At 58.7% G+C, this 24,169-nt stretch carries 23 protein-coding genes and 1 pseudogene; 12 read left to right on the top strand and 12 right to left on the bottom strand.

The window, feature by feature from the left end:
- Nucleotides 1-593 precede the first annotated feature (593 nt).
- Entirely contained in the window at nt 594-962 is a 369-nt protein-coding gene (locus tag AB4N91_RS22495) for a DUF6124 family protein (RefSeq protein ID WP_460111785.1), read from the top strand.
- Between the two features lie 219 nt (nt 963-1,181).
- On the opposite strand, the gene AB4N91_RS22490 is transcribed toward AB4N91_RS22495, so the two are convergent.
- Nucleotides 1,182-1,898, bottom strand: coding sequence for an SIMPL domain-containing protein (locus tag AB4N91_RS22490; RefSeq protein WP_010463403.1), 717 nt, complete (start codon nt 1,896-1,898; stop codon nt 1,182-1,184).
- Nucleotides 1,899-2,241: 343 nt separating this feature from the next.
- On the opposite strand from AB4N91_RS22490, the gene AB4N91_RS22485 reads away from it, so the two are divergent.
- The 4 genes from AB4N91_RS22485 (at nt 2,242) to AB4N91_RS22470 (ending at nt 6,879) form a co-directional block, all read left to right on the top strand.
- On the top strand, nt 2,242-3,504 hold the full coding sequence (locus AB4N91_RS22485; protein WP_010463401.1) for an ATP-binding protein: 1,263 nt from the start codon (nt 2,242-2,244) through the stop codon (nt 3,502-3,504).
- On the top strand, nt 3,497-4,057 hold the full coding sequence (locus tag AB4N91_RS22480) for a response regulator transcription factor (RefSeq protein WP_007901386.1): 561 nt from the start codon (nt 3,497-3,499) through the stop codon (nt 4,055-4,057). Before AB4N91_RS22485 ends, AB4N91_RS22480 begins: the two co-directional genes overlap by 8 nt.
- 96 nt (nt 4,058-4,153) lie before the next feature.
- A complete protein-coding gene (locus tag AB4N91_RS22475) occupies nt 4,154-5,881 on the top strand; it encodes an ABC transporter ATP-binding protein/permease (protein WP_083375029.1) in 1,728 nt (575 codons plus the stop codon).
- Between the two features lie 251 nt (nt 5,882-6,132).
- Nucleotides 6,133-6,879: a FadR/GntR family transcriptional regulator gene (locus AB4N91_RS22470; RefSeq protein WP_010463396.1), complete on the top strand. Its 747-nt coding sequence runs from the start codon at nt 6,133-6,135 to the stop codon at nt 6,877-6,879.
- 42 nt (nt 6,880-6,921) lie between these two features.
- Here AB4N91_RS22470 and AB4N91_RS22465 read toward each other — a convergent pair whose 3' ends face one another.
- Complete coding sequence (locus AB4N91_RS22465; protein WP_077747409.1) at nt 6,922-7,320, bottom strand: hypothetical protein; 399 nt, start codon at nt 7,318-7,320, stop codon at nt 6,922-6,924.
- A gap of 124 nt (nt 7,321-7,444) precedes the next feature.
- Here AB4N91_RS22465 and AB4N91_RS22460 point away from each other — a divergent pair.
- Nucleotides 7,445-7,627, top strand: a pseudogene (locus tag AB4N91_RS22460) (FCD domain-containing protein); the annotation flags it as partial.
- A 140-nt stretch (nt 7,628-7,767) separates the two neighbouring features.
- On the opposite strand, the gene AB4N91_RS22455 reads toward AB4N91_RS22460, so the two are convergent.
- The 3 genes from AB4N91_RS22455 to AB4N91_RS22445 form a co-directional block, all read right to left on the bottom strand.
- Nucleotides 7,768-8,112 (bottom strand): hypothetical protein, encoded by a 345-nt coding sequence (locus tag AB4N91_RS22455; protein WP_077747410.1) that lies wholly within the window; start codon nt 8,110-8,112, stop codon nt 7,768-7,770.
- Between the two features lie 280 nt (nt 8,113-8,392).
- Nucleotides 8,393-8,584 carry a hypothetical protein gene (locus AB4N91_RS22450; RefSeq protein WP_077747411.1) on the bottom strand — a complete coding sequence of 64 codons (192 nt, stop codon included), beginning with the start codon at nt 8,582-8,584 and terminating at the stop codon, nt 8,393-8,395.
- Between the two features lie 14 nt (nt 8,585-8,598).
- Nucleotides 8,599-9,900 (bottom strand): hypothetical protein, encoded by a 1,302-nt coding sequence (locus tag AB4N91_RS22445; RefSeq protein WP_010463386.1) that lies wholly within the window; start codon nt 9,898-9,900, stop codon nt 8,599-8,601.
- Between the two features lie 236 nt (nt 9,901-10,136).
- Between AB4N91_RS22445 and kdgD the strand changes: the two genes are divergently transcribed.
- The 4 genes from kdgD to garD all read left to right on the top strand — a co-directional run bounded on the left by kdgD (nt 10,137) and on the right by garD (nt 15,650).
- Nucleotides 10,137-11,048, top strand: coding sequence for a 5-dehydro-4-deoxyglucarate dehydratase (gene kdgD / locus AB4N91_RS22440; protein ID WP_010463384.1), 912 nt, complete (start codon nt 10,137-10,139; stop codon nt 11,046-11,048).
- Between the two features lie 58 nt (nt 11,049-11,106).
- A complete protein-coding gene (locus tag AB4N91_RS22435) occupies nt 11,107-12,552 on the top strand; it encodes an aldehyde dehydrogenase family protein (RefSeq protein ID WP_083375024.1) in 1,446 nt (481 codons plus the stop codon).
- 165 nt (nt 12,553-12,717) lie between these two features.
- On the top strand, nt 12,718-14,085 hold the full coding sequence (locus tag AB4N91_RS22430) for an MFS transporter (protein WP_010463380.1): 1,368 nt from the start codon (nt 12,718-12,720) through the stop codon (nt 14,083-14,085).
- Between the two features lie 11 nt (nt 14,086-14,096).
- The gene (gene garD, locus AB4N91_RS22425; RefSeq protein ID WP_010463378.1) at nt 14,097-15,650 is read left to right on the top strand and encodes a galactarate dehydratase; all 1,554 of its coding nucleotides are present in this window, start codon (nt 14,097-14,099) and stop codon (nt 15,648-15,650) included.
- Between the two features lie 207 nt (nt 15,651-15,857).
- Here garD and AB4N91_RS22420 read toward each other — a convergent pair whose 3' ends face one another.
- Nucleotides 15,858-16,364, bottom strand: a complete 507-nt coding sequence (locus AB4N91_RS22420) for a hypothetical protein (RefSeq protein WP_460111784.1) — start codon at nt 16,362-16,364, stop codon at nt 15,858-15,860.
- A gap of 245 nt (nt 16,365-16,609) precedes the next feature.
- On the opposite strand from AB4N91_RS22420, the gene AB4N91_RS22415 reads away from it, so the two are divergent.
- Nucleotides 16,610-17,551 carry an AEC family transporter gene (locus AB4N91_RS22415; RefSeq protein ID WP_010463375.1) on the top strand — a complete coding sequence of 314 codons (942 nt, stop codon included), beginning with the start codon at nt 16,610-16,612 and terminating at the stop codon, nt 17,549-17,551.
- 101 nt (nt 17,552-17,652) lie between these two features.
- Here the strand turns inward: AB4N91_RS22415 and AB4N91_RS22410 are convergent, their stop codons facing one another.
- From AB4N91_RS22410 to gatC, 6 genes are all read right to left on the bottom strand, one after another.
- Nucleotides 17,653-18,033: a carboxymuconolactone decarboxylase family protein gene (locus tag AB4N91_RS22410; protein ID WP_010463373.1), complete on the bottom strand. Its 381-nt coding sequence runs from the start codon at nt 18,031-18,033 to the stop codon at nt 17,653-17,655.
- Complete coding sequence (locus AB4N91_RS22405; protein ID WP_077747414.1) at nt 18,030-19,088, bottom strand: calcium/sodium antiporter; 1,059 nt, start codon at nt 19,086-19,088, stop codon at nt 18,030-18,032. Before AB4N91_RS22405 ends, AB4N91_RS22410 begins: the two co-directional genes overlap by 4 nt.
- A gap of 50 nt (nt 19,089-19,138) precedes the next feature.
- Nucleotides 19,139-19,513: a septal ring lytic transglycosylase RlpA family protein gene (locus tag AB4N91_RS22400; RefSeq protein WP_102594410.1), complete on the bottom strand. Its 375-nt coding sequence runs from the start codon at nt 19,511-19,513 to the stop codon at nt 19,139-19,141.
- Nucleotides 19,514-19,661: 148 nt separating this feature from the next.
- Nucleotides 19,662-21,107 (bottom strand): Asp-tRNA(Asn)/Glu-tRNA(Gln) amidotransferase subunit GatB, encoded by a 1,446-nt coding sequence (gene gatB, locus AB4N91_RS22395; protein ID WP_010463367.1) that lies wholly within the window; start codon nt 21,105-21,107, stop codon nt 19,662-19,664.
- Nucleotides 21,108-21,117: 10 nt separating this feature from the next.
- On the bottom strand, nt 21,118-22,569 hold the full coding sequence (gatA, locus tag AB4N91_RS22390; protein WP_102595725.1) for an Asp-tRNA(Asn)/Glu-tRNA(Gln) amidotransferase subunit GatA: 1,452 nt from the start codon (nt 22,567-22,569) through the stop codon (nt 21,118-21,120).
- Between the two features lie 16 nt (nt 22,570-22,585).
- Nucleotides 22,586-22,873, bottom strand: a complete 288-nt coding sequence (gene gatC, locus AB4N91_RS22385; protein ID WP_007901429.1) for an Asp-tRNA(Asn)/Glu-tRNA(Gln) amidotransferase subunit GatC — start codon at nt 22,871-22,873, stop codon at nt 22,586-22,588.
- Nucleotides 22,874-23,083: 210 nt separating this feature from the next.
- Between gatC and mreB the strand changes: the two genes are divergently transcribed.
- Nucleotides 23,084-24,121, top strand: a complete 1,038-nt coding sequence (mreB, locus tag AB4N91_RS22380; RefSeq protein ID WP_002555108.1) for a rod shape-determining protein MreB — start codon at nt 23,084-23,086, stop codon at nt 24,119-24,121.
- Nucleotides 24,122-24,169 lie beyond the last annotated feature (48 nt).

The following is a 24,169-nucleotide window of genomic DNA, read 5'->3' as shown; positions in this document are numbered from 1 at the left end:
TGCTTGCGGTAGCACTATTGGCTGTTTTCCACGTGTTGAGCGTCTTATCCCTGAGCTTTTTATGACGGATATGCATAGGTCAAGTGTTGGCGACGAGCCTGTTTGCCGATCCTTGCTTCCAGATGACCCCGGTCCTCTGTAGGAGCGAGGCTTGCCCGCGAAGGCGGCCTGACAGCCGACCTGTCTCTTTCTGTTGCTCCCGATTGATCGTTCCCATGCTCCGCGTGGGAATGCCGCCCGGGAGGCTCCGCGTTTCATTTTTGTGTGTTGAAAGATGTGTAAAAAACACAGCGATTTCCCACGCATTTTTCAGGTTGCCGGGTAGGAAGCAGTCCTTCTAACCTTTGGTCGTCGCTGCAATTTCAGCGACCGGGCGTGGAAACCTGGATCCCTTAGTAGCCGCATAGCTGGACCATCGTATTTATTGCCGACGTCTTCGTTCGTCTGCAAACTGCGTCATGGCGGCTGTGCGTGGGCAGACTTCGGTCTGGCCGGGTCCTACTAACCGGTATTTCCACCCTGCGTGCAGCCGCCACCTATTTGTCGTGTGGAAACGACGATGGATGGCTCCCATTTTAAGTAGGAGTTTTTCCATGGATAAGTTAATCCCCGATCCACCCTTCAACCCCACAACCCCCACTGCCGAAGCCACCGAAGCCGAAACGCTCCTCAAGGATCACGAAGCCATAAAGCGCGCCCTCGATTATTACCTCGATCCCCCCGATCAATACGCCCCCAAACCCCGCCGTCCCAGCACCATGTTCATGGTCGCCCCGGACATGGACAGCGAAAGTCTCCTGGCACAAGCTTGCGAGTCATTGGCGTCCGCCAGTGTCATGGCCAGTGATTTCGCAGCAAACCTGATCGGCCCGCAGCGCAATACGGTGTTGGCGATTCAGCAGATCATCATGCTGGCGGAGTTGGCAGTGAATCGGGCGCTGGATAACGTCGATCCGGCGTAGACCGCGTTATCGTTCTTCGCGAGCACACTCGCTCCCACTGGGGGCGAGTGTGTACATGGGTTTTGTGTACGACTCTGATCCCATGTGGGAGTGAGCCTGCTCGCGATGACGGTGGATCAATCACCACAAAATCATCAGACAAACCTGCCGGCTTTCCGCCAGGCAACAAAAAACGGCGATCACTTCAGTGACCGCCGTTTCTGTGTACGGGTTATCGAATCAAGGCATCAACACTTCAATCGCGCCATCCGCCGTCATGCTCACCTGGCTGGTGCCGGCCTCAACCTCTGGCGTCACCGGAGCGCCATCCATGCCGGCCGCTTTCATCATCATCGGCCCACGCATGTACGGCTGTGGATAACCGTTGCTGTTCAGGTTCAGGCTGACGATTTTGTAACCCTTGCCACCCAACGCATCGGTTGCCAGCTGCGCGCGGGCCTTGAAGGCGGTGACAGCTTCTTTAAGCAGCGCATCTTCGCTGGCCTTGCGCGTTGGCGTGGCGATGGCGAAGTCCATGCCACCCATTTTCAGGTCGGTCAGCAGTTCGCCGGTCAGCTTCGACAGTGCGGCGAAGTCGGAGCTTTCCATGCGCAGTTCGGCGCGTTCACGCCAGCCGGTGATTTTCTGGCCCTTGGTGTCGTAGATCGGGTAGCTGTTGCGGCTGCCCTGGCGCAGGGTGACTTCCTTGACTTGTTTGGCCTGGGCCAGCGCTTTGTTCATGGTGGTGCTGACGTCGGCGGCGAGTTTGGCCGGGTCGGTGTTCTGTTCTTCGGTGTAGAGGGTCACGATCATCTGATCGCGGGCCACTTCCTGGCTGACTTCGGCACGCAGGGCGATCTGGTTGTAATGAAGTTCGTCGGCGGCCAGGGCCGGGAGGCTGGCGACGGTGCCAACGCTAAGGGCAAGAAGGGCGGCGCTGCGGCGGAAACTGTGCATGAAAACTCCTTGGAGGTGCGCAGGGGTTAAGGTCCGAGCCTGCGTGAAACCATCAGACTCTAACTTTATTGATCCGGTTCGCACAGTTACAACTTCCATACAGATGGAATGGGGGAGACCGTGTCGAGGCCATTCGCGGGCAAGCCTCGCTCCTACAGGAATGTGTCGTACGCCAATCCTTTGAACGACACATTCCTGTAGGAGCGAGGCTTGCCCGCGAAGGCGTCCTTATAGACGCAGCAGGACTTCCTGCCATGTGGCTGTTTGCCGCACTTTTGCCTGCCAGCCCCCGTGCTTGGTTATACTCCGTGCGATCCGCCTGGAGCGCTCATCAGGAGAGCTCATGCTCGCCCCCGTTCAAATCACTTCCGCCACTCGCCAAAACCTTTGGCGGCTGACCTTCATCCGCACCTTGGTACTCGCCGCTCAGGCTGGTTCCGTAGGCCTGGCCTACTGGTTCGATCTGCTGCCGTTGCCGTGGGTGCAACTGGCGATGACCCTCGGCTGTTCGACGCTGCTGTGCGCGTTCACGGCGGTTCGCCTGCGCACCTCGTGGCCGGTCACCGAGCTGGAATATGCCCTGCAACTGGCCTGTGATCTGTTTATCCACAGTGCCTTGCTGTATTTCTCCGGCGGTTCGACCAACCCGTTCGTTTCCTATTACCTGGTGCCGCTGACCATCGCCGCCGTGACGTTGCCGTGGCGCTATTCGGTGATTCTGTCCGGTATCGCGCTGGCGCTTTATACGTTGTTGCTGGCACGGTTCTATCCGCTGGAAACCTTCCCCATCGCCCGGGAAAACCTGCAGATCTACGGCATGTGGCTGAGTTTCGCCCTTGCCGCCGCCGTCATTACCTTCTTTGCCGCGCGCATGGCCGAAGAGCTGCGCCGCCAGGAAGAACTGCGCGCCATCCGTCGTGAAGAAGGCCTGCGCGACCAGCAATTGCTGGCCGTCGCGACCCAGGCGGCCGGCGCCGCCCATGAGTTGGGCACGCCGTTGGCCACCATGAGCGTGTTGCTCAAGGAAATGCGCCAGGACCATCCCGACCCGCTGTTGCAGGATGATTTAAGCGTGTTGCAAGATCAGGTCAAACTCTGCAAAGAGACCTTGCAGCAACTGGTGCGCGCCGCCGAGGCAAATCGACGCCTGGCGGTGGAAATGCAGGACGTCACCGACTGGCTCGACGAAGCGCTGAACCGCTGGCACTTGATGCGCCCGGAAGCCAGTTACCGTTTCCAACGGCTGGGCCAGGGCACGGTGCCACGCATGGCACCGCCGCCAGACCTGACGCAAGCCTTGCTGAATTTGCTCAACAACGCCGCCGATGCGTGCCCCGAAGGGCTGCAAGTGACGCTGGACTGGAATGCCGAGGACCTGACCATCAGCATTCGCGACCATGGCGCCGGCGTGCCGCTGGCCATTGCCGAACAGATTGGCAAGCCGTTTTTTACCACCAAGGGCAAAGGTTTCGGCCTCGGCCTGTTTTTGAGCAAGGCCAGCGTGACACGCGCCGGCGGCTCAGTGAAACTCTACAGTCATGAGGAAGGCGGCACGCTCACCGAGCTGCGCCTGCCCCGTGTCGCCCGAGGAGACGAACATGAGTGACGAGATCCAAGTTGAAGGCGAAGAACTGCCGCATTTGCTGCTGGTAGACGACGACGCAACCTTTACCCGTGTGATGGCCCGCGCCATGGCCCGCCGTGGTTTTCGCGTTAGCACCGCCGGTTCCGCCGAAGAAGGGCTGACCATCGCCCAGGCCGACATCCCGGATTACGCCGCGCTGGACCTGAAAATGGACGGCGACTCAGGCCTGGTGTTGCTGCCCAAACTGCTCGAACTTGACCCGGAAATGCGCGTGGTGATCCTCACCGGCTACTCGAGCATTGCCACCGCCGTCGAGGCCATCAAGCGCGGCGCTTGCAACTATCTTTGCAAGCCGGCTGACGCTGACGACGTGCTGGCCGCGCTGCTTTCCGAGCATGCTGACCTCGACACCCTGGTGCCAGAAAACCCGATGTCGGTGGACCGCCTGCAATGGGAGCACATCCAGCGCGTACTGACCGAACACGAAGGCAACATCTCCGCCACTGCCCGCGCCTTGGGCATGCACCGCCGCACGCTGCAGCGCAAACTGCAAAAGCGTCCGGTCCGCCGCTGAACGGACGCTGAACGATTAACGCCAGCCCTCGCGATAACCCGAACCGATCATCTATGATCGGTTCGGGTGTGTTCTTTTCTTTATCGAGCCTTTTCCATGAATCAGAACGCTGAGTATTCCGCGGTCAACGATGCTGTGCGCGGGCAGTTTTTTCGCAAAGTCTGGGCGATGACCACGCCGTATTGGCGCAGCGAAGAGAAGGGCAAGGCCTGGACATTGCTGATCGCCGTGATTGCGCTGTCACTGTTCAGCGTGGCGATTTCGGTGTGGGTCAACAGTTGGTACAAGGATTTTTACAACGCCCTGCAAAAGAAGGACGAAGCGGCTTTCTGGCAACTGATTCTGTACTTCTGCGGGATCGCGGCGGTGGCGATTCTCGGTGCGGTGTATCGGCTCTACCTGACGCAGATGCTGACGATTCGCTGGCGGGCCTGGCTCACCGAGCAGCACTTCGCCCGTTGGCTCGGTCATAAAAACTACTACCAACTGGAGCAGGGCGGTTACACCGATAACCCTGACCAGCGGATTTCCGAAGACCTCAATAGCTTCACCTCCAATACGCTGGGCCTGGGGCTGGGCCTGATCCGCAACGTCGTCAGTCTGGTGTCGTTTTCGATCATTCTGTGGGGTGTGTCGGGCAGCATCGAAGTGTTCGGTTTCACCATCCCCGGCTACATGTTCTGGTGCGCTCTGGTTTATGCCGCCGTCGGCAGCTGGCTGACGCACTTGATTGGCCGTCGTTTGATTGGCCTCAACAACAATCAACAACGCTTCGAAGCTGACCTGCGTTTTTCCATGGTGCGGGTTCGCGAGAACGCGGAAAGCATCGCGCTGTACAACGGCGAACCCAATGAAAACCGCCGTCTGAGCGGGCGCTTCGGGCTGGTCTGGCATAACTTCTGGGACATCATGAAAGTGTCCAAGCGCCTGACCTTCTTCACCTCCGGTTATGGCCAGATCGCAATCATTTTCCCGTTTATGGTCGCCGCGCCGCGTTACTTCGCCGGCAAGATCGAGCTTGGCGAGCTGATGCAAATCAACTCCGCGTTCGGCAACGTGCAGGAGAACTTCAGCTGGTTCATCAGCGCCTACCAGGACTTGGCCGCTTGGCGAGCCACCTGTGATCGTCTGCTGAGTTTCCGCCAGGCGATGACCGACAACGAAGAGCGAGCGCCGGCGATTGATGTGCAGAATTCGGGTGCAGCCTTGAAGGTGCACAACCTGGGCCTCGATCTGGCCGACGGTCGTCACTTGCTGACCAACGCCGACATGACCGTGGAGGAGGGCGAGCGCGTCATGCTCAGCGGTCGTTCCGGCAGCGGCAAGTCGACCTTGCTGCGGGCGATGGGGCACCTGTGGCCGGCGGGTCATGGCAGCATTCGTCTGCCGACGGCGCGTTACCTGTTCCTGCCACAAAAGCCGTATCTGCCGATTGGCACGTTGCGCGAGGCACTGAGTTATCCACAGGCCGGCGGGACTTATCCGCACGAACGGTATGTGCATGTGCTGGAAACTTGCCGCTTGCCGCACCTCGTTGCGCGCCTGGACGAGGCCAATCACTGGCAGCGCATGCTGTCGCCGGGTGAACAGCAACGGCTGGCCTTCGCTCGTGCGCTGCTCTATGCACCACAGTGGTTGTACATGGACGAGGCGACGTCGGCGATGGACGAAGAGGATGAGGCGTCGCTGTATCAGGCCTTGATCGATGAAATACCGGGGTTGAGCATCGTCAGCGTCGGGCATCGCAGCAGTCTGAAGCGTTTCCACCCACGGCATGTGCGCATTGAAAATGGTCATCTGGTGGACCAGACCGTGATCGCATAACACCACAATCCGTGTGGGAACGAGCTTTTGTGGCGAGGGGATTTATCCCCGTTCGGCGTCGCAGCCGTCGTAAAACCACTGCACTCGGCATACCTGATGCACCGAGGCTGTGGGTTTTGGGATGGCTGCGCCATCCAACGGAATAAATCCCCGCGCCACAGTTGCTCTTACAAAAGTGGGTGGTGGTGATCGTACAACCGCGTTGAGCTATGATGCGGTTTCAGCCGCAATTTTCGAGACAGACGTTCACCATGGAAAACCCGATCGACGCACCACGCCTCCCTCGCAAGCGCCGCAGCCTCGCACAGGAATTGGTGACGGTGCTGTCCGAGCAGATCCGCGACGGCCACCTCAAACGTGGCGACAAATTGCCCACCGAGTCGGCGATCATGGATGCCCATGGCGTCAGCCGAACCGTGGTTCGCGAAGCAATTTCACGTTTGCAGGCCGCTGGCCAGGTGGAAACCCGTCACGGCATCGGCACCTTCGTGCTCGACACCCCGAGCCCGAGCGGTTTTCGCATCGACCCGGCGACCGTGGTCACCCTGCGTGACGTATTGGCGATTCTGGAACTGCGCATCAGCCTCGAAGTGGAGTCCGCCGGCCTCGCTGCACAGCGCCGCAGCCCGGAACAGTTGGCCTTGATGCGCGCCGCGCTGGACGCCTTGAATGAAAGCGCCGCCCACGCCAGTGATGCCGTGGCGTCCGACTTCCAGTTCCACCTGCAAATCGCCCTGTCGACTGGTAACCGCTACTTCACCGACATCATGACCCACCTGGGCACCAGCATCATTCCGCGCACCCGCCTGAACTCCGCGCGCCTGGCCCATGATGATCAGCAGCACTACATGAGTCGCCTGAGCCGCGAACACGAAGAGATTTACGACGCGATTGCGCGCCAGGATTCGGATGCGGCGCGGGCGGCAATGCGTTTGCATTTGACGAACAGTCGGGAGCGGCTGCGCCACGCGCATGAAGAGGCTGAGGCGCAGCGCTGAGAGTTGCGGTTGGTGGGACCCAGTTTTTTTGTAGCGCTTTTGCTAACGCACCACGATGAGACGAAGGGGGTGTGATTCTTTTTTGATCCCGTCAATTTCTACCTCATACCAAAACTCAGCCGTACTTTTGTTAACAATGGTATCGAATATAGACGTGGTGATTTTTTTGATGTGCTGTTCCATGCCTGTAATAGAAAATTCGCCTCGCCAGAGCATTTCGTAACCGCCCTCATCTTGAAATTTTATAAAGAACATGCATTCTTGCCCGCCAGTTTGACCTGTATATTGAACGGCGAAATTAAACCTAAATTGATGGATTTCTCCGAAGTCCTTTATGTAAAGGGTAGTTCCATCTGTTCCAGGGGCGGTGGGCGCGGCTAATTCTGGTGATACTGGCGATTTTACAGGTTTTTCCACTTTTGTTAGTTCGACAGTGCTCATGGCGAATCTCCATATATAAAAAGTAATTTTGCGATAACTTATCCGCGACATCAGTTCATCAGATGCTTTTAATGTTGGCTACTGTCAGAAATGACAGTTGCGACCAGGGGTCGTTACGCACTGGAGCGCGCGCGTAGCCCATGACGATCAACAGCGCATGAGTCGCCTGAGCCGCGAACACGAAGAGATTTACGACGCGATTGCGCGCCAGGATTCGGATGCGGCGCGGGCGGCAATGCGTTTGCATTTGACGAACAGTCGGGAGCGGCTGCGCCATGCTCATGAAGAGGCTGAGGCGCAGCGTTAATGCTTTTTATCGCCGATAGCTGAGTTTTGTATAAGTCGCAATATTCCAAAGCGCCGGGTTAATCAGGTGGTGCGTGCGCTGTAGAAGATCTCAGTGGCCATAGCGGACAGTAATCTGATTAACAGAACTGTCCGCGTCTCTTATTGTACGAGCCTAAATTTCACCTTAGGGGAGTGTCTCACTCCCCCATCTCTTGTCACAGTGTATTGCACTTCAACACTGGCGCCTTCTGCCAAACCTGTTTCGAAGAAGTTTTTTTCGGCTCCGTATCCGTATGCATCTGATGGAATTTCTATAGTCACTGAATACACGATGGATTTGCCTGTAGAGGTTTTTACAATAAATGCTAATTCATCCCCCTTGTTCGCATCTGCGATGGGTTCCACTGTTATTGAGACTGATCCAATAATTTGGCTAACGCTCAAAACACCTTCTTCAACATTTTTAACTTTTGGGGGCGCCAAGTCGTTCTTTTGTACTGTCATGAATAAAGTCCTTCAACAATAAGTCGAACCATTTTGATAAACGCTCTTTTATAAGCGTTCTAAGGGGCCGGTTCGTTAACTCCTGAGGTGATTAAGTCACCGCAGTTGATGTCGTGCTACTGTCAGAATTTACAGTTCAGACGAACGGTCAGTGTTTTGTGTCGTGTGTTTACTTGTCCCGAGATTTGCGTTCAAAGGCAGGCTCGCTTCCATTTGGGATCTAATCAGTGGAATACCAAAGACTAATGGGTGCGAGCCTGCTCGTGATGGGGCAATCGCCTCAGCCGGTTTTCAGAACTGAACGATCCACCCGTACCGCCAATTCAGTCTTCGCCGATTTAACCTCGAAGGTCACACCCCCCTGCTTATCCACATTTCCGCGGGCAATGGGCACACCCTTGGACAACAACTCCAACGGCGCACCCTCCAGCGATTGCCCTGAAGCCAGTTCCAGTTTCAATTTAATCGTCATCATCAATCTCCTTATCAAGCCACGTTGCCAGTGGGGTTGTAATCCTTGAGCAGCAAGTAAGTACTCCAGCCCCACCAGTCATCGACGGTGGCGGTGTCGTTCAGGTTGTTGACGTCCTTGCGCCGCAGCACCTTGCTGCCTTCAACCCGGAACAACGGTGAAAAGTTGTTCGCAGGATTCAATACGGCTTGCAGATCCGGGGTCTTTTTCAAGGCGCCAAAATTATCGGGAACCGTGACGGTGCCGCTGAGATACGCCGCAAACACTTCATCCGCCGACACCTGCACCGCCTGATTCACCTGGACACGATTGGCGCTGTCGATGGCGTCGAAGTAGCGTTTGTCGCCGTACCCACGCCAGTGATCGCCGGTGCCGTTGCGCACATTGAGGCCGAACTTGCTGTCTTCGTCGTGCATGAAGCGGGTAATCAGTGAGCCCAGATCACTGGGCGTGACCACCGCAGCCAACTGTTTGCGCGGTACTCGCAAATGGCCGGCAGAAAACAGGTCGGTCAGGTAGTGATCGGCAAAGGCATTCATCGCGTAGGCCAGTTCCAGCTGCTTTTCATCGTTGCTGCTGTGAGCCTTCACCGCTTGTTGCAGAGCTGCCGTGTGCCCGGAGATATAGGCCAGCAGCGCCCATTCGGCAAAGTGGTCAGCATTATTGGCGGCCAGTTTCAGATAGCGCCCCAAGGGAAACAGCGCCGAGACGAAACTGCCGCCGCCCGTGATTCTGTTCCACTCTTCTGACAACGTATCTCCGAGTGCGTCATACGCCTCGTGAGGCTGTTTGCCGTCTTTGATTGCCTGTTTAACGGCGGCGATTTCCTTCTGCATGACGCCGAGGATCAGCTTGGCTTCGGCATTGGACGCCGGCAGCACCGCCAGCGAGTTGAAGGCATTGGTAAAGCGCTGGACGCGGTCGGCAGGCGTGGCGCCTTCGCTGACTGGTTGATCGGGAATGCCATAAAAGTCACCGCCCAGAGCGATGACCTGACCGTAAGTCAGCGCCAGTCCATTGGGTAAATGCAGCGCTACCTGCGAGGCGGGCACAGCGGGCGCGTCCTTGATAAAACGCAGCAACGTACCGTCACCGATGGCGGTGTGCTCGCCGCCCTCAAACCTCAGCTGTGGCTTGCCTTTCAAGGCTTTGCCAGGCGTAGCGTTAGTTGTTTGAGGTGCGTCGTGATGTTCGCCGAGCTTCAGCATAAGCGAACTGTTGGCGGTGACGGCGATACCGTCTTCAGTAAAAAGATCGTCCAGGTTCGCGATGATCTGTTCTGGTTTTTCCTGCGGTTGAGCGTGTAGACCTGACATTTCTGGCTCCTTGATATGTCGTCGGTATGCTTCAAGATAGCTGTATGTATATACAGCTAATCAGAGCTTAGGTGAGAGATTTCCTACGTCAAGAAAATCCCCTTCCGACACAAATTTCCAGGCGCGACGATGAAATGCAGTTGACGGTTATTATTTAAGTTGTACGATGACCTACAACTCGGCCACAGGCTGAACGCTTTTCTCACACAAACGTTGCTACCCAGGGTGTTCGAATAATGAATCCACAAGAACTGAAGTCCATCCTCTCTTCTGGCCTGCTGTCTTTCCCGGTCACCGATTTCAATGCTCAGGGCGACTTCCATCGCGCGGGCTATATCAAGCGTCTCGAATGGCTGGCCCCATACGGCGCCACGGCGTTGTTCGCCGCAGGCGGCACCGGTGAGTTCTTCTCTCTGGCGGCCAGCGAATATTCGGAAATCATCAAGACCGCCGTCGACACCTGCGAAAACAGCGTGCCGATTCTGGCTGGTGTGGGCGGTTCGACTCGCCAGGCCATCGAATACGCACAGGAAGCCGAGCGCCTGGGCGCCAAAGGCTTGTTGCTGCTGCCGCACTACCTGACCGAAGCCAGCCAGGACGGCGTTGCCGCCCACGTTGAAGCCGTGTGCAAATCGGTGAACATCGGCGTGGTGGTTTACAACCGCAACGTCTGCCGCCTGACCGCGCCATTGCTGGAACGCCTGGCCGAGCGCTGCCCGAACCTGATCGGCTACAAGGATGGCTTGGGCGATATCGAGTTGATGGTATCGATCCGTCGCCGCCTCGGTGATCGCTTCAGCTACCTGGGCGGTTTGCCGACCGCTGAAGTCTATGCCGCTGCTTACAAGGCATTGGGCGTACCGGTCTACTCCTCGGCGGTGTTCAACTTCATCCCGAAAACGGCGATGGATTTTTACCACGCCATTGCCCGCGAAGATCACGCCACTGTTGGCAAGATCATCGACGACTTCTTCCTGCCGTACCTGGACATCCGTAACCGCAAAGCCGGTTACGCGGTGAGCATCGTCAAGGCCGGGGCAAAAATTGCCGGTTATGACGCAGGTCCTGTGCGTGCACCGCTGACCGATCTGCTGCCAGAAGAGTACGAAGCTCTGGCCGCGCTGATCGACAAGCAAGGTGCGCAGTAACACACCCGATTAATAAGGCCGCTGAGCAATCAGCGGCCTTTTGCGTGAGGAGATTGTTGTGGCTGATACAAAGCGTTTCGATAACTACATCAACGGTGAATGGGTGGCGGGCAGTGATTACTGCGCCAACATCAACCCGTCCGAACTGACCGACACCATCGGCGACTACGCCAAGGCTGATCTGGCCCAGGTCCACGCCGCCATCGACGCCGCTCGCGCTGCGTTTCCGGCCTGGTCGACTTCGGGCATTCAGGCTCGCCATGATTCACTGGATAAAGTCGGCACCGAAATCCTCGCCCGCCGCGAAGAGCTTGGCACCTTGCTGGCCCGGGAAGAGGGCAAGACCCTGCCTGAAGCCATCGGCGAAGTGACCCGCGCCGGCAACATTTTCAAATTTTTCGCCGGTGAGTGTTTGCGTCTGTCCGGCGACTACTTGCCGTCGGTGCGCCCGGGTGTGAACGTCGAAGTCACTCGCGAAGCCTTGGGCGTCGTTGGCCTGATCACCCCGTGGAACTTCCCGATCGCGATCCCTTCGTGGAAAATCGCCCCGGCCCTGGCCTACGGCAACTGCGTCGTGCTGAAACCGGCCGATCTGGTGCCGGGTTGCGCCTGGGCGCTGGCGGAAATCATCTCCCGCGCAGGCTTCCCGGCCGGCGTCTTCAACCTGGTGATGGGCAGCGGTCGCGTGGTTGGCGATGCGCTGGTGCAGAGCCCGAAAGTCGACGGCATCAGCTTCACCGGTTCTGTCGGTGTCGGTCGTCAGATCGCCGTCAGCTGCGTCTCGCGTCAGGCCAAGGTTCAGCTGGAAATGGGTGGCAAGAACCCGCAGATCATTCTCGACGATGCCGACCTGAAGCAAGCGGTCGAGCTGTCGGTGCAGAGCGCGTTCTATTCCACCGGTCAGCGTTGCACGGCGTCGAGCCGCTTCATCGTCACCGCCGGGATTCACGACAAGTTCGTCGAAGCCATGGCCGAGCGCATGAAGTCGATCAAGGTCGGTCACGCGTTGAAAACCGGCACCGACATCGGTCCGGTCGTCTCGCAAGCGCAGCTTGAACAGGACATGAAGTACATCGACATTGGCCAGTCCGAAGGTGCTCGTCTGGTCAGCGGCGGTGGCTTGGTGACTTGCGACACCGAAGGCTACTACCTCGCGCCAACGCTGTTTGCCGACAGCACAGCTGCGATGCGCATCAGCCGTGAAGAGATCTTTGGCCCGGTGGCGAACATCGTTCGCGTCGCCGATTACGAGGCCGCACTGGCCATGGCCAACGACACCGAATTCGGTCTGTCGGCGGGCATTGCCACCACGTCGCTGAAGTACGCCAACCACTTCAAGCGCCACTCCCAGGCCGGGATGGTGATGGTCAACCTGCCGACGGCGGGCGTGGATTACCACGTTCCATTCGGCGGGCGTAAAGGTTCATCCTATGGTTCCCGCGAGCAAGGTCGCTACGCGCAAGAGTTCTACACGGTCGTGAAGACCAGCTACATCGGTTCGTAACGCAACACCCTCTGTGGGAGCGAGCCTGCTCGCGAAGGTCTTGAGGACGCGGCGGTAAACCTGATGCCCCGCGTCATCGTTGACCACCATCGCGAGCAGGCTTGCTCCCACAGAAAAACCAAAGATTCACCCGCGCATAAAAATAATCAGTGGGAGTACATGTACATGCAAGCGACCAAGCCGACTCACGTCCGCTATTTGATTTTGCTCATGCTTTTCCTGGTGACCACGATCAACTACGCCGACCGGGCCACTATCGCCATCGCGGGCTCCAGCCTGCAAAAAGACCTCGGCATCGACGCGGTCACCCTCGGTTACATCTTCTCTGCATTCGGTTGGGCTTACGTGGCCGGGCAAATTCCCGGTGGCTGGCTGCTGGACCGTTTCGGTTCGAAAAAAATCTACGCGCTAAGCATTTTCACCTGGTCGCTGTTCACCGTTCTGCAGGGCTATGTCGGCGAATTCGGCATGTCCACCGCAGTGGTTGCGCTGTTCATGCTGCGCTTCCTGGTGGGCCTGGCCGAAGCGCCATCCTTCCCGGGTAACGCCCGTATCGTCGCGGCCTGGTTCCCGACGGCTGAACGCGGCACGGCCTCGGCGATCTTCAACTCGGCGCAGTACTTTGCCACCGTGTTGTTCGCACCGCTGATGGGCTGGATCGTCTACAGCTTCGGCTGGCAGCACGTGTTTATCGTCATGGGCGTGATCGGCATCATCTTCTCGGGGATCTGGCTGAAGGTGATCTACAGCCCGCGCCAGCACCCGATGATCAACGACGCCGAGTTCAAGCACATCGCCGACAACGGCGGCATGGTCGACATGGACCAGGACAAAGGCAAAGGCAAAAAAGGCGACGGTCCGAAGTGGGACTACATCCGCCAGTTGCTGACCAACCGCATGATGCTCGGCGTGTATCTGGGCCAGTACTGCATCAACGGCATCACGTACTTCTTCCTGACCTGGTTCCCGGTGTACCTGGTGCAAGAACGCGGCATGACCATCCTCAAGGCCGGTTTCATTGCTTCGTTGCCGGCGATCTGCGGCTTTATCGGGGGGGTGCTTGGCGGGGTGATTTCCGATTACCTGCTGCGCAAGGGCCATTCCCTGACCTTCGCTCGCAAGGCACCGATCATCGCGGGTTTGCTGGTCTCCAGCAGCATCGTGGCGTGCAACTATGTTGATGTCGAGTGGATGGTCGTCGGCTTCATGGCCCTGGCCTTCTTCGGCAAAGGCGTGGGTGCGCTGGGTTGGGCGGTGGTGTCCGACACCTCGCCGAAACAGATTGCCGGCCTGAGCGGTGGCCTGTTCAACACCTTCGGCAACATCGCTTCGATCACCACCCCGATCGTGATCGGCTACATCATCAGCTCCACCGGTTCGTTCAAATGGGCGCTGGTGTTTGTCGGTTGCAACGCACTGGTTGCAGTGTTCAGCTACCTGGTGATCGTCGGTCCGATCAAACGTGTGGTGCTGAAAGAGCCGCCAGTCAGCGGTCCTGAAACCAATAACAAATTGTCTCAAGCGCATTCCTGAGGAGCGGCGTCATGCAGTTGATTGAACATTCCGACTCGCCGCGCTACATCCGCCTGCACGAGCGGGACAACGTCGTGATCGTGGTCAACGACCAAGGCGTACCGGCCGGTACCGAGTTTCCAGATGGCCTGGTGACGGTGGACTTCGTGCCGCAGAGCCATAAAGTCACCCTCGAGGACATTCCCGAAGGCGGCCAGGTGATTCGCTACGGCCAGACCATTGGCTATGCGTTGCAGCCGATCCCGCGCGGCAGCTGGGTCAAGGAAGATCAACTGCGCATGCCCACCGCGCCACCGCTGGACAGCCTGCCGCTGTCCACCGAAGTACCGGCGGCCCAGGCACCGCTGGACGGTTACACCTTTGAGGGGTATCGCAACGCCGACGGTACCGTTGGCACGCGCAATATTCTCGGGATTACGACGACCGTCCAGTGCGTGACCGGCGTGCTCGACCATGCGGTCAAGCGCATCAAGGATGAGTTGCTGCCCAAGTACCCGAACGTCGATGACGTGGTGGCGCTCACCCACAGCTACGGCTGCGGGGTGGCGATCACTGCCACTGACGCGTACATCCCGATCCGCACCGTACGCAATCTGGCGCGCAACCCGAACCTGGGTGGCGAAGCCTTGGTCATCAGCCTGGGCTGCGAGAAATTGCAGGCCGGGCAGGTGATGCACGAGGGCGACAGCTCGGTGGATTTGAGCGAGCCGTGGTTGTACCGCTTGCAGGATTCGAGTCACGGTTTCACTGAGATGATCGAGCAGATCATGGCGCTGGCCGAGACCCGTTTGAAGAAGCTCGATCAGCGTCGCCGGGAAACTGTGCCGGCGTCCGAGCTGATTCTGGGCATGCAGTGCGGCGGCAGCGATGCGTTTTCCGGCATCACCGCCAACCCTGCGCTGGGTTATGCCTCTGATTTGTTGTTGCGCGCTGGCGCGACGGTGATGTTTTCCGAAGTCACCGAGGTGCGCGACGCGATTTATCTGCTGACCTCCCGCGCGGAAACTGAGGAGGTTGCTCAGGAGCTGGTGCGGGAAATGGACTGGTACGACCGTTACCTGGCCAAGGGTGAGGCGGACCGCAGCGCCAACACCACGCCGGGCAACAAGAAGGGCGGGTTGTCGAACATTGTCGAAAAGTCCTTGGGCTCGATCGTCAAATCCGGTAGCAGTGCGATCAATGGCGTGCTCGGCCCTGGCGAGCGCTTCAAGCGCAAAGGGCTGATCTTCTGCGCGACCCCGGCCAGTGATTTTGTCTGCGGGACGTTGCAGTTGGCGGCGGGGATGAACCTGCATGTGTTCACCACCGGGCGCGGCACGCCTTATGGTTTGGCGATGGCGCCGGTGGTCAAGGTATCGACCCGGACCGAACTGGCACAGCGCTGGCCGGACCTGATCGACATCGATGCCGGGCGTATTGCGACCGGACGCGCTTCGATTGAAGACCTTGGGTGGGAGTTGTTCCACTACTACCTGGACGTGGCGAGCGGCAAGAAGCAGACGTGGGCCGAGCAGCACAAACTGCATAACGACATCACCCTGTTCAACCCGGCGCCGATAACATGAGATAGCGCTGGGTGAACTATGCTGGATTCGACTCGGAATGCGATCACCCAAGTAGAATTCACCGGCAGATAAGGCGCGCCGCCTCTCCATCGCTACAGCGATTACTGATCGTCTGTAGCAATGGAGGATGGCTTTCGATCAGCACCCTAAATACCTTGTCGATCAAGTGTTAATGCGGTGCTTTTAGCTTTTTATGGATGCCTCAGACTAAACCAATGACCACGCCAGATTATCCAGATAAACGTCGCCAGCGGTCACGGAGTAGTTGCCAGAAAAGCCGACGATCGCTAGTTCATCAAAGGGTTTTTCTGCAATTTCGAACGCTTTGTCTTCGGAACTGATAGGGGCGCCGTATACGACTTCTCCTTTCTTCATTGCAATAATATAGGCAGTACCACTTTCATTGCCGCCAGCTGCCTTGATCTGGAACCTCAGGCTATTCACATAGTTTCCAAATGAAAATTTCAATCTGGAACCACTTGGCAAATATAGACTTTTATCGCCGAAGCCCGCCCCATCGGGAGCTTTTACTATTCCTGACGTTTTATCGTCCGGTTGATCTTCGACAGTAACGATTAAATTGTTACTGAATCGCACGGGTAGTTGCAACAAAAAAGACTGGAGGGGTTCTCTTTCCCAGTCCTCCTTGTTCTCTGAGACAGTACCGGTTTTTGAAGCGCCTGAAAATTTATCGCCTGTTGATTTAACTGACATATTTTTTACTCCTGTAATTTGTTTTATTTGCGGGATTATTAAGTGCCCGACGACTAAGCATTGGCTACTGTCAGATCTGACAGTAGCGACGAACGGTCCACATAAATATCAGCTCGAAATCAGTGGGATTTATAGAAAATCAGTGCAGGACGTGACCATGTCAGCGAAATCGTTCTCTCACACGCAAAGGTCCCCAGTCGCTTATCATTAGCCCCCTAACGACGCCCACCCAAGGTTCCCCCGGCATGCTGGCTATCTTCCTCGAAACCCTGAACATCACCGCGCCGGTGTTTGCCATGCTGTTTCTGGGGGTGTTGCTCAAGCGCATCGACTGGATCAACGACAACTTCATCCACACCGCGTCGGCCCTGGTGTTCAACGTCACCATGCCGGCGCTGCTGTTTCTGGGCATCCTGCATGCCGACCTGCACGCCGCGTTGCAACCGGCGCTGCTGATCTACTTCTCGCTGGCCACCCTGGCGTGTTTTGCCATCGCCTGGGGCTGGGCGATCTGGAAGTGCCCGCGTGAAGATCGAGGGATTTATACCCAAGGCGCTTTTCGCGGCAACAACGGAGTCATCGGCCTTGCGTTGGCGGCCAGCATGTACGGCGATTACGGGATTTCTCTCGGGGCGATTCTCGCGGCGCTGGTGATCCTGTTTTACAACACGCTCTCGACCATTGTGCTGGCGGTGTACAGCCCGGTGATCAAGTCCGATCCGTGGAGCATCTGCAAAAGCGTGATGGTCAACCCGCTGATCATCAGCGTGTTGGCGGCGGCGCCCTTTGCCTATTTCAAGATCGGCTTGCCGGGATGGCTGGAAACGTCTGGCCAGTACCTGGCGCAAACCACGTTGCCGTTGGCGTTGATCTGCATCGGCGGCACGCTATCACTGGCGGCATTGCGCAAAAGCGGCAAGATGGCGCTCAGCTCAAGTCTGGTGAAGATGATCGGCTTGCCAGTGTTGGCGACGTTGGGGGCATGGCTTTGGGGATTTCGCGGGGCTGAGTTGGGGATTCTGTTTCTGTACTTCGGCAGCCCGACCGCCGCGGCCAGTTTTGTCATGGCCCGCCAGGCCAACGGCAATCATGAACTGGCGGCGGCGATCATCGTGATCACCACGTTGATGGCGGCGGTCACCACCAATGTCGGAATCTTTTTGTTGCAGTGGGGGGAGTGGATCTAGCGTCGGGATTTTCGCTGGTGTCCAGGGCTGGCAAGCCTCGCCCTGTAGGAGCGAGGCTTGCCCGCGAAGGCGCCAGTCCTGTCACCACAACTTTTGAAGACTCACTCAGGCTTCTGATAGCTGTCGATCACTTCCTGCGCCGCCCGAAACGCATCAATCGCCGCCGGCACACCGGCATACACCGCACAATGCAGCAACGCCTCGCGAATCTCTTCCACGGTGCAGCCGTTGTTCAGCGCGCCGCGGACGTGGCCTTTCAACTCCTGCGGGCACTTCAACGCCGTCAGCGCGGCGAGGGTGATCAGGCTGCGGGTTTTCAGCGGCAGGCCTTCGCGGTTCCACACGGCGCCCCAGGCGTGTTCATTGACGAAGTCCTGCAGCGGCTGGGTGAACTCAGTGGCATTGCCCAGTGCGCGGTCGACGAACGCATCGCCCATCACCTGGCGGCGGACTTCTACACCAGGCTTTTTGTTGTCAGTCATGGCATTTCCCTCTTGTGGTGTTGGCGACGCCAGGCGCGCAGCGATGTGAACAGCAGAAACGCCACCAGCGCCGGCAGGACGAAAAACAGCATCAAGTGTTCAAGCTTGCCGGCCAAGGGCATGCCGGTGGTGAACGACACCACGTGCAGACCGTAAGCGAGATACAACCCCAAAAACAGCAGACCTTCGGCGCGGGTCACCCGGTAACCGGTGTAGAACAGCGGCAGGCACAGCACCGCCACACCGAGCATCACCGGCAGGTCGAAATCCAGGGCATTGGGCGAGACCGACAGCGGCGAGGGGGCGACAAGCGCGGTCAGGCCGAGTACGCCCAGGAGGTTGAACAGGTTGCTGCCTATCACGTTACCCACGGCAATGTCCCGCTGACCGCGCAAGGCCGCGATCAATGAGGTGGCCAGTTCCGGCAGGGAGGTGCTGATGGCGACGATGGTCAGGCCGATGACCCGCTCCGACAGACCCAGATCGGTCGCAACCGCCACCGCGGCGCCCAGCAACAAATGGCCGGCGTAGACCAGCATCGCCAGTCCGGCGACGATCATCAGCACGCTGCTGAACCACGGTGCCTGGGGGGTTCCGTCGTGGGAGGGCGGACGGGTCGAGTGCCGCGACTGGCGCAGCAACAAGCCCAGGTACAGCGCCAGGGCCGCCAGCAGAACGATGCCGTCCATGCGGGTCAGCTCTTCATTCCACGCCAATACAAACACCAGCAGGCTGGCGCCGATCATCAGCGGAATATCCAGGCGCACCAGTTGCCGTGAAACCCGCAGCGGAATGATCAGCGCCGAAAGCCCCAAGGTGACGAGGATGTTGAAGATGCTGCTGCCGATCACGCTGCCGACGGCGATGTCGGCGTTTTGCGCCAGGGTGGCTTGCAGGCTGACCGCCATCTGCGGTGCGCTGCTGCCCAAGGCGACGATGGTCAGCCCGATGATCAGCGGCCGCACCTGCAAGCGCGCCGCCAGGCGCACGGCGCCACGGACCATCAGTTCGGCACCGGCGATCAGCAACAGCAGGCCGCCGAGCAACTCAATCAGGCTGATCAGGGGTAAATCGGCAAGTCCGAAAATGGTCGGGGCTCCGTCTGTTAATCGTCGAGGGCTTGCACGCGAACCCGTGCGGTGCCGCTACGGAGCATACCCAGTTGTTCGGCGGCCTCGTGTGAAAGATCAATCAGGCGCCCGCGGGTGTGCGGCCCGCGGTCGTTGATTCGGACCACGCAGGACTTGTCGTTATTCAGATTGGTGACCTTCACCCGCGTGCCGAACGGCAATTGGCGATGGGCGGCGGTCAGGGAATTCTTGTTGAAACGCTCGCCGCTGGCAGTGCGTTTGCCTTGGTGTTTGGCGCCGTAATAGGACGCCGTACCGGTCTTGTCGTAGCCGTGTGGGTCGATGACGTCGTTACTGGCGCAACCGGCCAGCAGAGCGAGCAGGGCGCAGGCACCCAGTAGACGCTTCATTTAAAGGTATCCACATACAAATGTGGGAGCGAGCCTGCTCGCGATGGCGGGCTGTCTGACACATCAATGTTGGATGTGCTGCCGTCATCGCGAGCAGGCTCGCTCCCACAGGGATCGGAGCCAGGCTTTAAATCTGGCTCCATGCTCATCAGCCTTCGAGCTTGCTTTTCAGCAGTTCGTTGACCTGTTGCGGGTTGGCCTTGCCTTTAGAGGCTTTCATGGCCTGGCCGACGAAGAAGCCGAACATCTTGCCGCGTTTGGCTTCGTCTGCCGCGCGGTATTGCTCGACCTGCTCGGCGTTGGCCGCGAGCATTTCGTCCAGCACCGCCGAGATCGCGCCGCTGTCGGTCACTTGCTTGAGGCCGCGCTTGTCGATGATCTCGTCCGCGCTGCCTTCGCCGTTGGCCATCGCTTCAAACACCACCTTGGCGATCTTGCCGGAGATGGTGTTGTCCTTGATGCGCAGCAGCATGCCGCCCAGTTGCTCGGCCGAGACCGGCGACTGGTCGATTTCAACGCCTTGCTTGTTCAGCAGGCTGCCCAGTTCAACCATCACCCAGTTGGCCGCCAGCTTGGCGTCGCCGCTGATGCTCACGACTTTCTCGAAGTAATCGGCTTGCTCGCGGCTGGTGGCCAGGACGCTGGCGTCATACACCGACAGGCCGAACTGCGCCTGGAAGCGCTCGCGTTTCTGTGGTGGCAATTCCGGCAGCGTGGCGCGTACTTCGTCGAGGAACGAGTCTTCGATGACCACCGGCAGCAGGTCCGGGTCGGGGAAGTAACGGTAGTCGTTGGCTTCCTCTTTGCTGCGCATCGGACGGGTTTCGTCCTTGTTCGGATCGTACAGGCGGGTCTGCTGGATCACTTTGCCGCCGTCTTCGATCAGCTCGATCTGACGACGCACTTCGCTGTTGATCGCCTTCTCGATGAAGCGGAACGAGTTGACGTTCTTGATCTCGCAGCGCGTGCCGAATTCAACCTGGCCTTTCGGGCGGATCGACACGTTGCAGTCACAACGCAGCGAGCCTTCGGCCATGTTTCCGTCGCAGATGCCCAGGTAACGTACCAGCGCGTGGATGGTCTTGACGTAGGCCACGGCTTCCTTGGCGCTGCGCATGTCCGGCTCGGAGACGATTTCCAGCAGCGGCGTGCCGGCACGGTTCAGGTCGATGCCGGTGGCGCCGTTGAACTCTTCGTGCAGGCTTTTACCGGCGTCTTCTTCCAGGTGCGCACGGGTGACGCCGACACGTTTGATCGTGCCGTCTTCCATGGCGATGTCCAGGTGGCCCTTGCCGACGATCGGCAATTCCATCTGGCTGATCTGGTAGCCCTTCGGCAGATCCGGGTAGAAATAGTTTTTACGGGCGAACACGTTGTGCTGGCCGATCTCGGCATCGATCGCCAGGCCGAACATCACGGCCATGCGCACGGCTTCCTGGTTCAGCACCGGCAGTACGCCAGGCATGCCGAGGTCAACGAGGCTGGCCTGGGTGTTCGGCTCGGAACCGAACGTGGTGGAGCTACCGGAAAAGATTTTCGACCGGGTGGTGAGCTGGGTATGAATCTCCAGCCCGATCACGACTTCCCATTGCATGTGTTTCTCCTCAGAAGCCGGTTGGGGTGCGGGTGTGCCAGTCAGTGTTTTGCTGATACTGATGGGCAACGTTCAACAGGCGACCTTCCTGGAAATACGGGGCGAGCAACTGCACGCCGACCGGCAGGCCATCGACAAAACCTGCAGGCATGGACAAGCCCGGCAGACCCGCGAGGTTGGCGGTGATGGTGTAGACGTCTTCCAGGTACGCAGCCACCGGGTCGCTGTTTTTGGCGCCGAGCTTCCAGGCCGGGTTCGGCGTGGTTGGGCCGAGAATGATGTCGACCTCATTAAAGGCTGCCATGAAGTCGTTCTTGATCAAGCGACGGATCTTCTGCGCCTTCAAGTAGTAGGCGTCGTAGTAACCGGCCGACAGCGCGTAGGCACCGACCATGATCCGGCGCTGCACTTCCGGGCCGAAACCTTCGCCACGGGAACGCTTGTACAGATCGATCAGGTCTTTCGGGTTCTCGCAGCGATGGCCAAAGCGCACGCCGTCGAAACGCGACAGGTTGGAAGACGCTTCCGCCGGGGCGATCACGTAGTACGCAGGAATCGCGTGCTGCATGTTCGGCAGGCTGATTTCCTTGATCACGGCACCGAGCTTTTCCAGCTCCTTGATGCTGTTGTGGATCAGATCGGCAATGCGCGGGTCGAGGCCGGCGCCGAAGTATTCCTTAGGCACGCCGATGCGCAGGCCTTGCAGCGAGCCGTTGAGGCTGGCGCTGTAATCAGGCACGGGCTCGTCGATGCTGGTGGAATCTTGCGGGTCGAAACCGGCCATGTCTTGCAGCAGGATCGCGCAGTCTTCGGCGGTGCGAGCCAGAGGGCCGCCCTGATCGAGGCTGGACGCGTAGGCAATCATGCCCCAGCGCGAAACACGACCGTACGTCGGTTTCAGGCCGGTGAGGTTGGTCAGTGCGGCGGGCTGACGGATCGAGCCGCCTGTGTCGGTGCCAGTGGCCGCCGGCAACAGGCGCGCGGCAACCGCGGCCGCCGAACCACCGGACGAACCGCCCGGAACGTATTCCAGGTTCCACGGGTTTTTCACCGGGCCGTAGTAGCTCGACTCGTTGGCCGACCCCATGGCGAACTCGTCCATGTTGGTCTTGCCCAGGGTCACTGCGCCGGCAGCCGCCAGTTTGGCGACGACCGTGGCGTCGTACGGGGCTTTGAAGTTGTCGAGCATCTTCGAGCCACAGCTGGTGCGGATGCCCAGGGTGCAGAACAGGTCTTTGTGGGCGATCGGCGCGCCGAGCAGGGCGCCGCTCTCACCTTTGGCGCGGCGTGCGTCAGCGGCTTTCGCCTGCTGGAGCGCCAGGTCTTCGGTGAGGCTGATGAAGCTGTTGAGCTGCGGATCGAGCTGGGCGATACGCGCCAGCAGGGTTTTGGTCAGCTCTTCGGAAGAAAACTTTTTATCGGCGAGTCCGCGGGCGATCTCGGCCAGAGTCAATTGATGCATTGCAGGCTCTTTCCCTTTAGTCGATGACTTTCGGAACCAGGTACAGGCCGTTTTCGACCGCTGGTGCGATGGACTGGTAGGCCTCGCGATGATTGGTCTCGGTCACGACGTCTGCACGCAGGCGCTGGCTGGCTTCCAGTGGGTGGGCGAGCGGCTCGATACCGTCGGTATTGACCGCCTGCATTTCGTCGACCAGCCCGAGAATGCTGTTCAGGGCTGAAGTAATGTGTGGAAGATCGGCATCATTGAGGCCAAGGCAGGCCAGATGAGCGATTTTTTCCACGTCGGAGCGTTCAAGCGCCATGGGAATCTCCAGTGGAAAACAGAACGGACGGCGTCCGTGTGTTAGATTGTCGGAACACTACCGCATTTCTACGGTCATAAGGCCGCGATTGTGGGGGTTGGTGCACAGAAAAGCGGCCAATTTAACATATTGGCGCCTTGCCCAAAATCCCTGTCGTTGTTAGAGTTTGCCGCACTTTTTTACCCACGCGTTGCCTAGGGTCCCTTTCCCATGTTCAAGAAACTGCGTGGCATGTTTTCCAGCGATCTTTCCATTGACCTGGGCACTGCCAACACCCTTATTTACGTGCGCGAGCGCGGTATCGTCCTGAATGAGCCATCGGTTGTGGCTATTCGGACACACGGTAACCAGAAAAGTGTCGTTGCTGTCGGCACCGAGGCGAAGCGTATGCTTGGCCGTACGCCGGGCAACATTGCTGCCATTCGTCCGATGAAGGACGGCGTGATTGCCGACTTCAGCGTCTGCGAAAAGATGCTGCAATACTTTATCAACAAGGTTCACGAAAACAGCTTCCTGCAGCCAAGCCCGCGTGTGCTGATCTGCGTTCCGTGCAAATCCACCCAGGTTGAGCGTCGTGCCATCCGTGAATCGGCCCTTGGTGCCGGTGCACGTGAAGTGTTCCTGATCGAAGAGCCGATGGCTGCCGCGATCGGTGCCGGCCTGCCGGTTGAAGAAGCACGCGGTTCGATGGTCGTCGATATCGGTGGCGGTACCACTGAAATCGCGCTGATCTCCCTGAACGGTGTGGTGTACGCCGAATCCGTTCGTGTTGGCGGCGACCGCTTCGACGAAGCGATTATCACCTACGTACGTCGCAACTACGGCAGCCTGATCGGCGAATCCACCGCCGAGCGCATCAAGCAGGAAATCGGTACGGCCTACCCGGGCGGCGAAGTGCGTGAAGTCGACGTTCGTGGCCGTAACCTGGCCGAAGGCGTTCCACGTGCCTTCACCCTGAACTCCAACGAAGTGCTGGAAGCTCTGCAAGAGTCCCTGGCCACCATCGTTCAGGCTGTGAAAAGTGCGCTGGAGCAATCGCCTCCGGAACTGGCTTCCGACATCGCCGAGCGTGGCCTGGTACTGACCGGTGGTGGCGCCTTGTTGCGTGACCTCGACAAGTTGCTGGCCCAGGAAACAGGTCTGCCGGTGATCGTTGCCGAAGACCCGCTGACCTGCGTTGCTCGCGGCGGTGGCCGTGCATTGGAAATGATGGATAAACACACCATGGACCTGCTGTCGAGCGAGTGATCTCGCCCGATGCATCTATGCTGTTGAGCGCGCAGGCGGCACTTTGCA

This window comes from Pseudomonas sp. H3_D04 (assembly GCF_054669175.1).
Note: the sequence above shows the minus strand (reverse complement) of the source record. Positions and strands in the feature narration are given on the sequence as shown.

Bases quoted from the DNA above. Each gene is read 5' to 3' on its own strand.
- AB4N91_RS22480 (WP_007901386.1), top strand. From the start codon at position 3,497: ATGAGTGACGAGATCCAAGTTGAAGGCGAAGAACTGCCGCATTTGCTG.
- gatA (WP_102595725.1), bottom strand. From the start codon at position 22,569: ATGCATCAATTGACTCTGGCCGAGATCGCCCGCGGACTCGCCGATAAA.
- AB4N91_RS22445 (WP_010463386.1), bottom strand. From the start codon at position 9,900: ATGTCAGGTCTACACGCTCAACCGCAGGAAAAACCAGAACAGATCATC.
- kdgD (WP_010463384.1), top strand. From the start codon at position 10,137: ATGAATCCACAAGAACTGAAGTCCATCCTCTCTTCTGGCCTGCTGTCT.
- AB4N91_RS22415 (WP_010463375.1), top strand. From the start codon at position 16,610: ATGCTGGCTATCTTCCTCGAAACCCTGAACATCACCGCGCCGGTGTTT.
- AB4N91_RS22420 (WP_460111784.1), bottom strand. From the start codon at position 16,364: ATGTCAGTTAAATCAACAGGCGATAAATTTTCAGGCGCTTCAAAAACC.
- AB4N91_RS22455 (WP_077747410.1), bottom strand. From the start codon at position 8,112: ATGACAGTACAAAAGAACGACTTGGCGCCCCCAAAAGTTAAAAATGTT.
- mreB (WP_002555108.1), top strand. From the start codon at position 23,084: ATGTTCAAGAAACTGCGTGGCATGTTTTCCAGCGATCTTTCCATTGAC.
- AB4N91_RS22490 (WP_010463403.1), bottom strand. From the start codon at position 1,898: ATGCACAGTTTCCGCCGCAGCGCCGCCCTTCTTGCCCTTAGCGTTGGC.
- garD (WP_010463378.1), top strand. From the start codon at position 14,097: ATGCAGTTGATTGAACATTCCGACTCGCCGCGCTACATCCGCCTGCAC.
- gatC (WP_007901429.1), bottom strand. From the start codon at position 22,873: ATGGCGCTTGAACGCTCCGACGTGGAAAAAATCGCTCATCTGGCCTGC.
- AB4N91_RS22430 (WP_010463380.1), top strand. From the start codon at position 12,718: ATGCAAGCGACCAAGCCGACTCACGTCCGCTATTTGATTTTGCTCATG.
- AB4N91_RS22495 (WP_460111785.1), top strand. From the start codon at position 594: ATGGATAAGTTAATCCCCGATCCACCCTTCAACCCCACAACCCCCACT.
- AB4N91_RS22450 (WP_077747411.1), bottom strand. From the start codon at position 8,584: ATGACGATTAAATTGAAACTGGAACTGGCTTCAGGGCAATCGCTGGAG.
- AB4N91_RS22400 (WP_102594410.1), bottom strand. From the start codon at position 19,513: ATGAAGCGTCTACTGGGTGCCTGCGCCCTGCTCGCTCTGCTGGCCGGT.
- AB4N91_RS22485 (WP_010463401.1), top strand. From the start codon at position 2,242: ATGCTCGCCCCCGTTCAAATCACTTCCGCCACTCGCCAAAACCTTTGG.
- AB4N91_RS22465 (WP_077747409.1), bottom strand. From the start codon at position 7,320: ATGAGCACTGTCGAACTAACAAAAGTGGAAAAACCTGTAAAATCGCCA.
- AB4N91_RS22470 (WP_010463396.1), top strand. From the start codon at position 6,133: ATGGAAAACCCGATCGACGCACCACGCCTCCCTCGCAAGCGCCGCAGC.
- AB4N91_RS22475 (WP_083375029.1), top strand. From the start codon at position 4,154: ATGAATCAGAACGCTGAGTATTCCGCGGTCAACGATGCTGTGCGCGGG.
- gatB (WP_010463367.1), bottom strand. From the start codon at position 21,107: ATGCAATGGGAAGTCGTGATCGGGCTGGAGATTCATACCCAGCTCACC.
- AB4N91_RS22410 (WP_010463373.1), bottom strand. From the start codon at position 18,033: ATGACTGACAACAAAAAGCCTGGTGTAGAAGTCCGCCGCCAGGTGATG.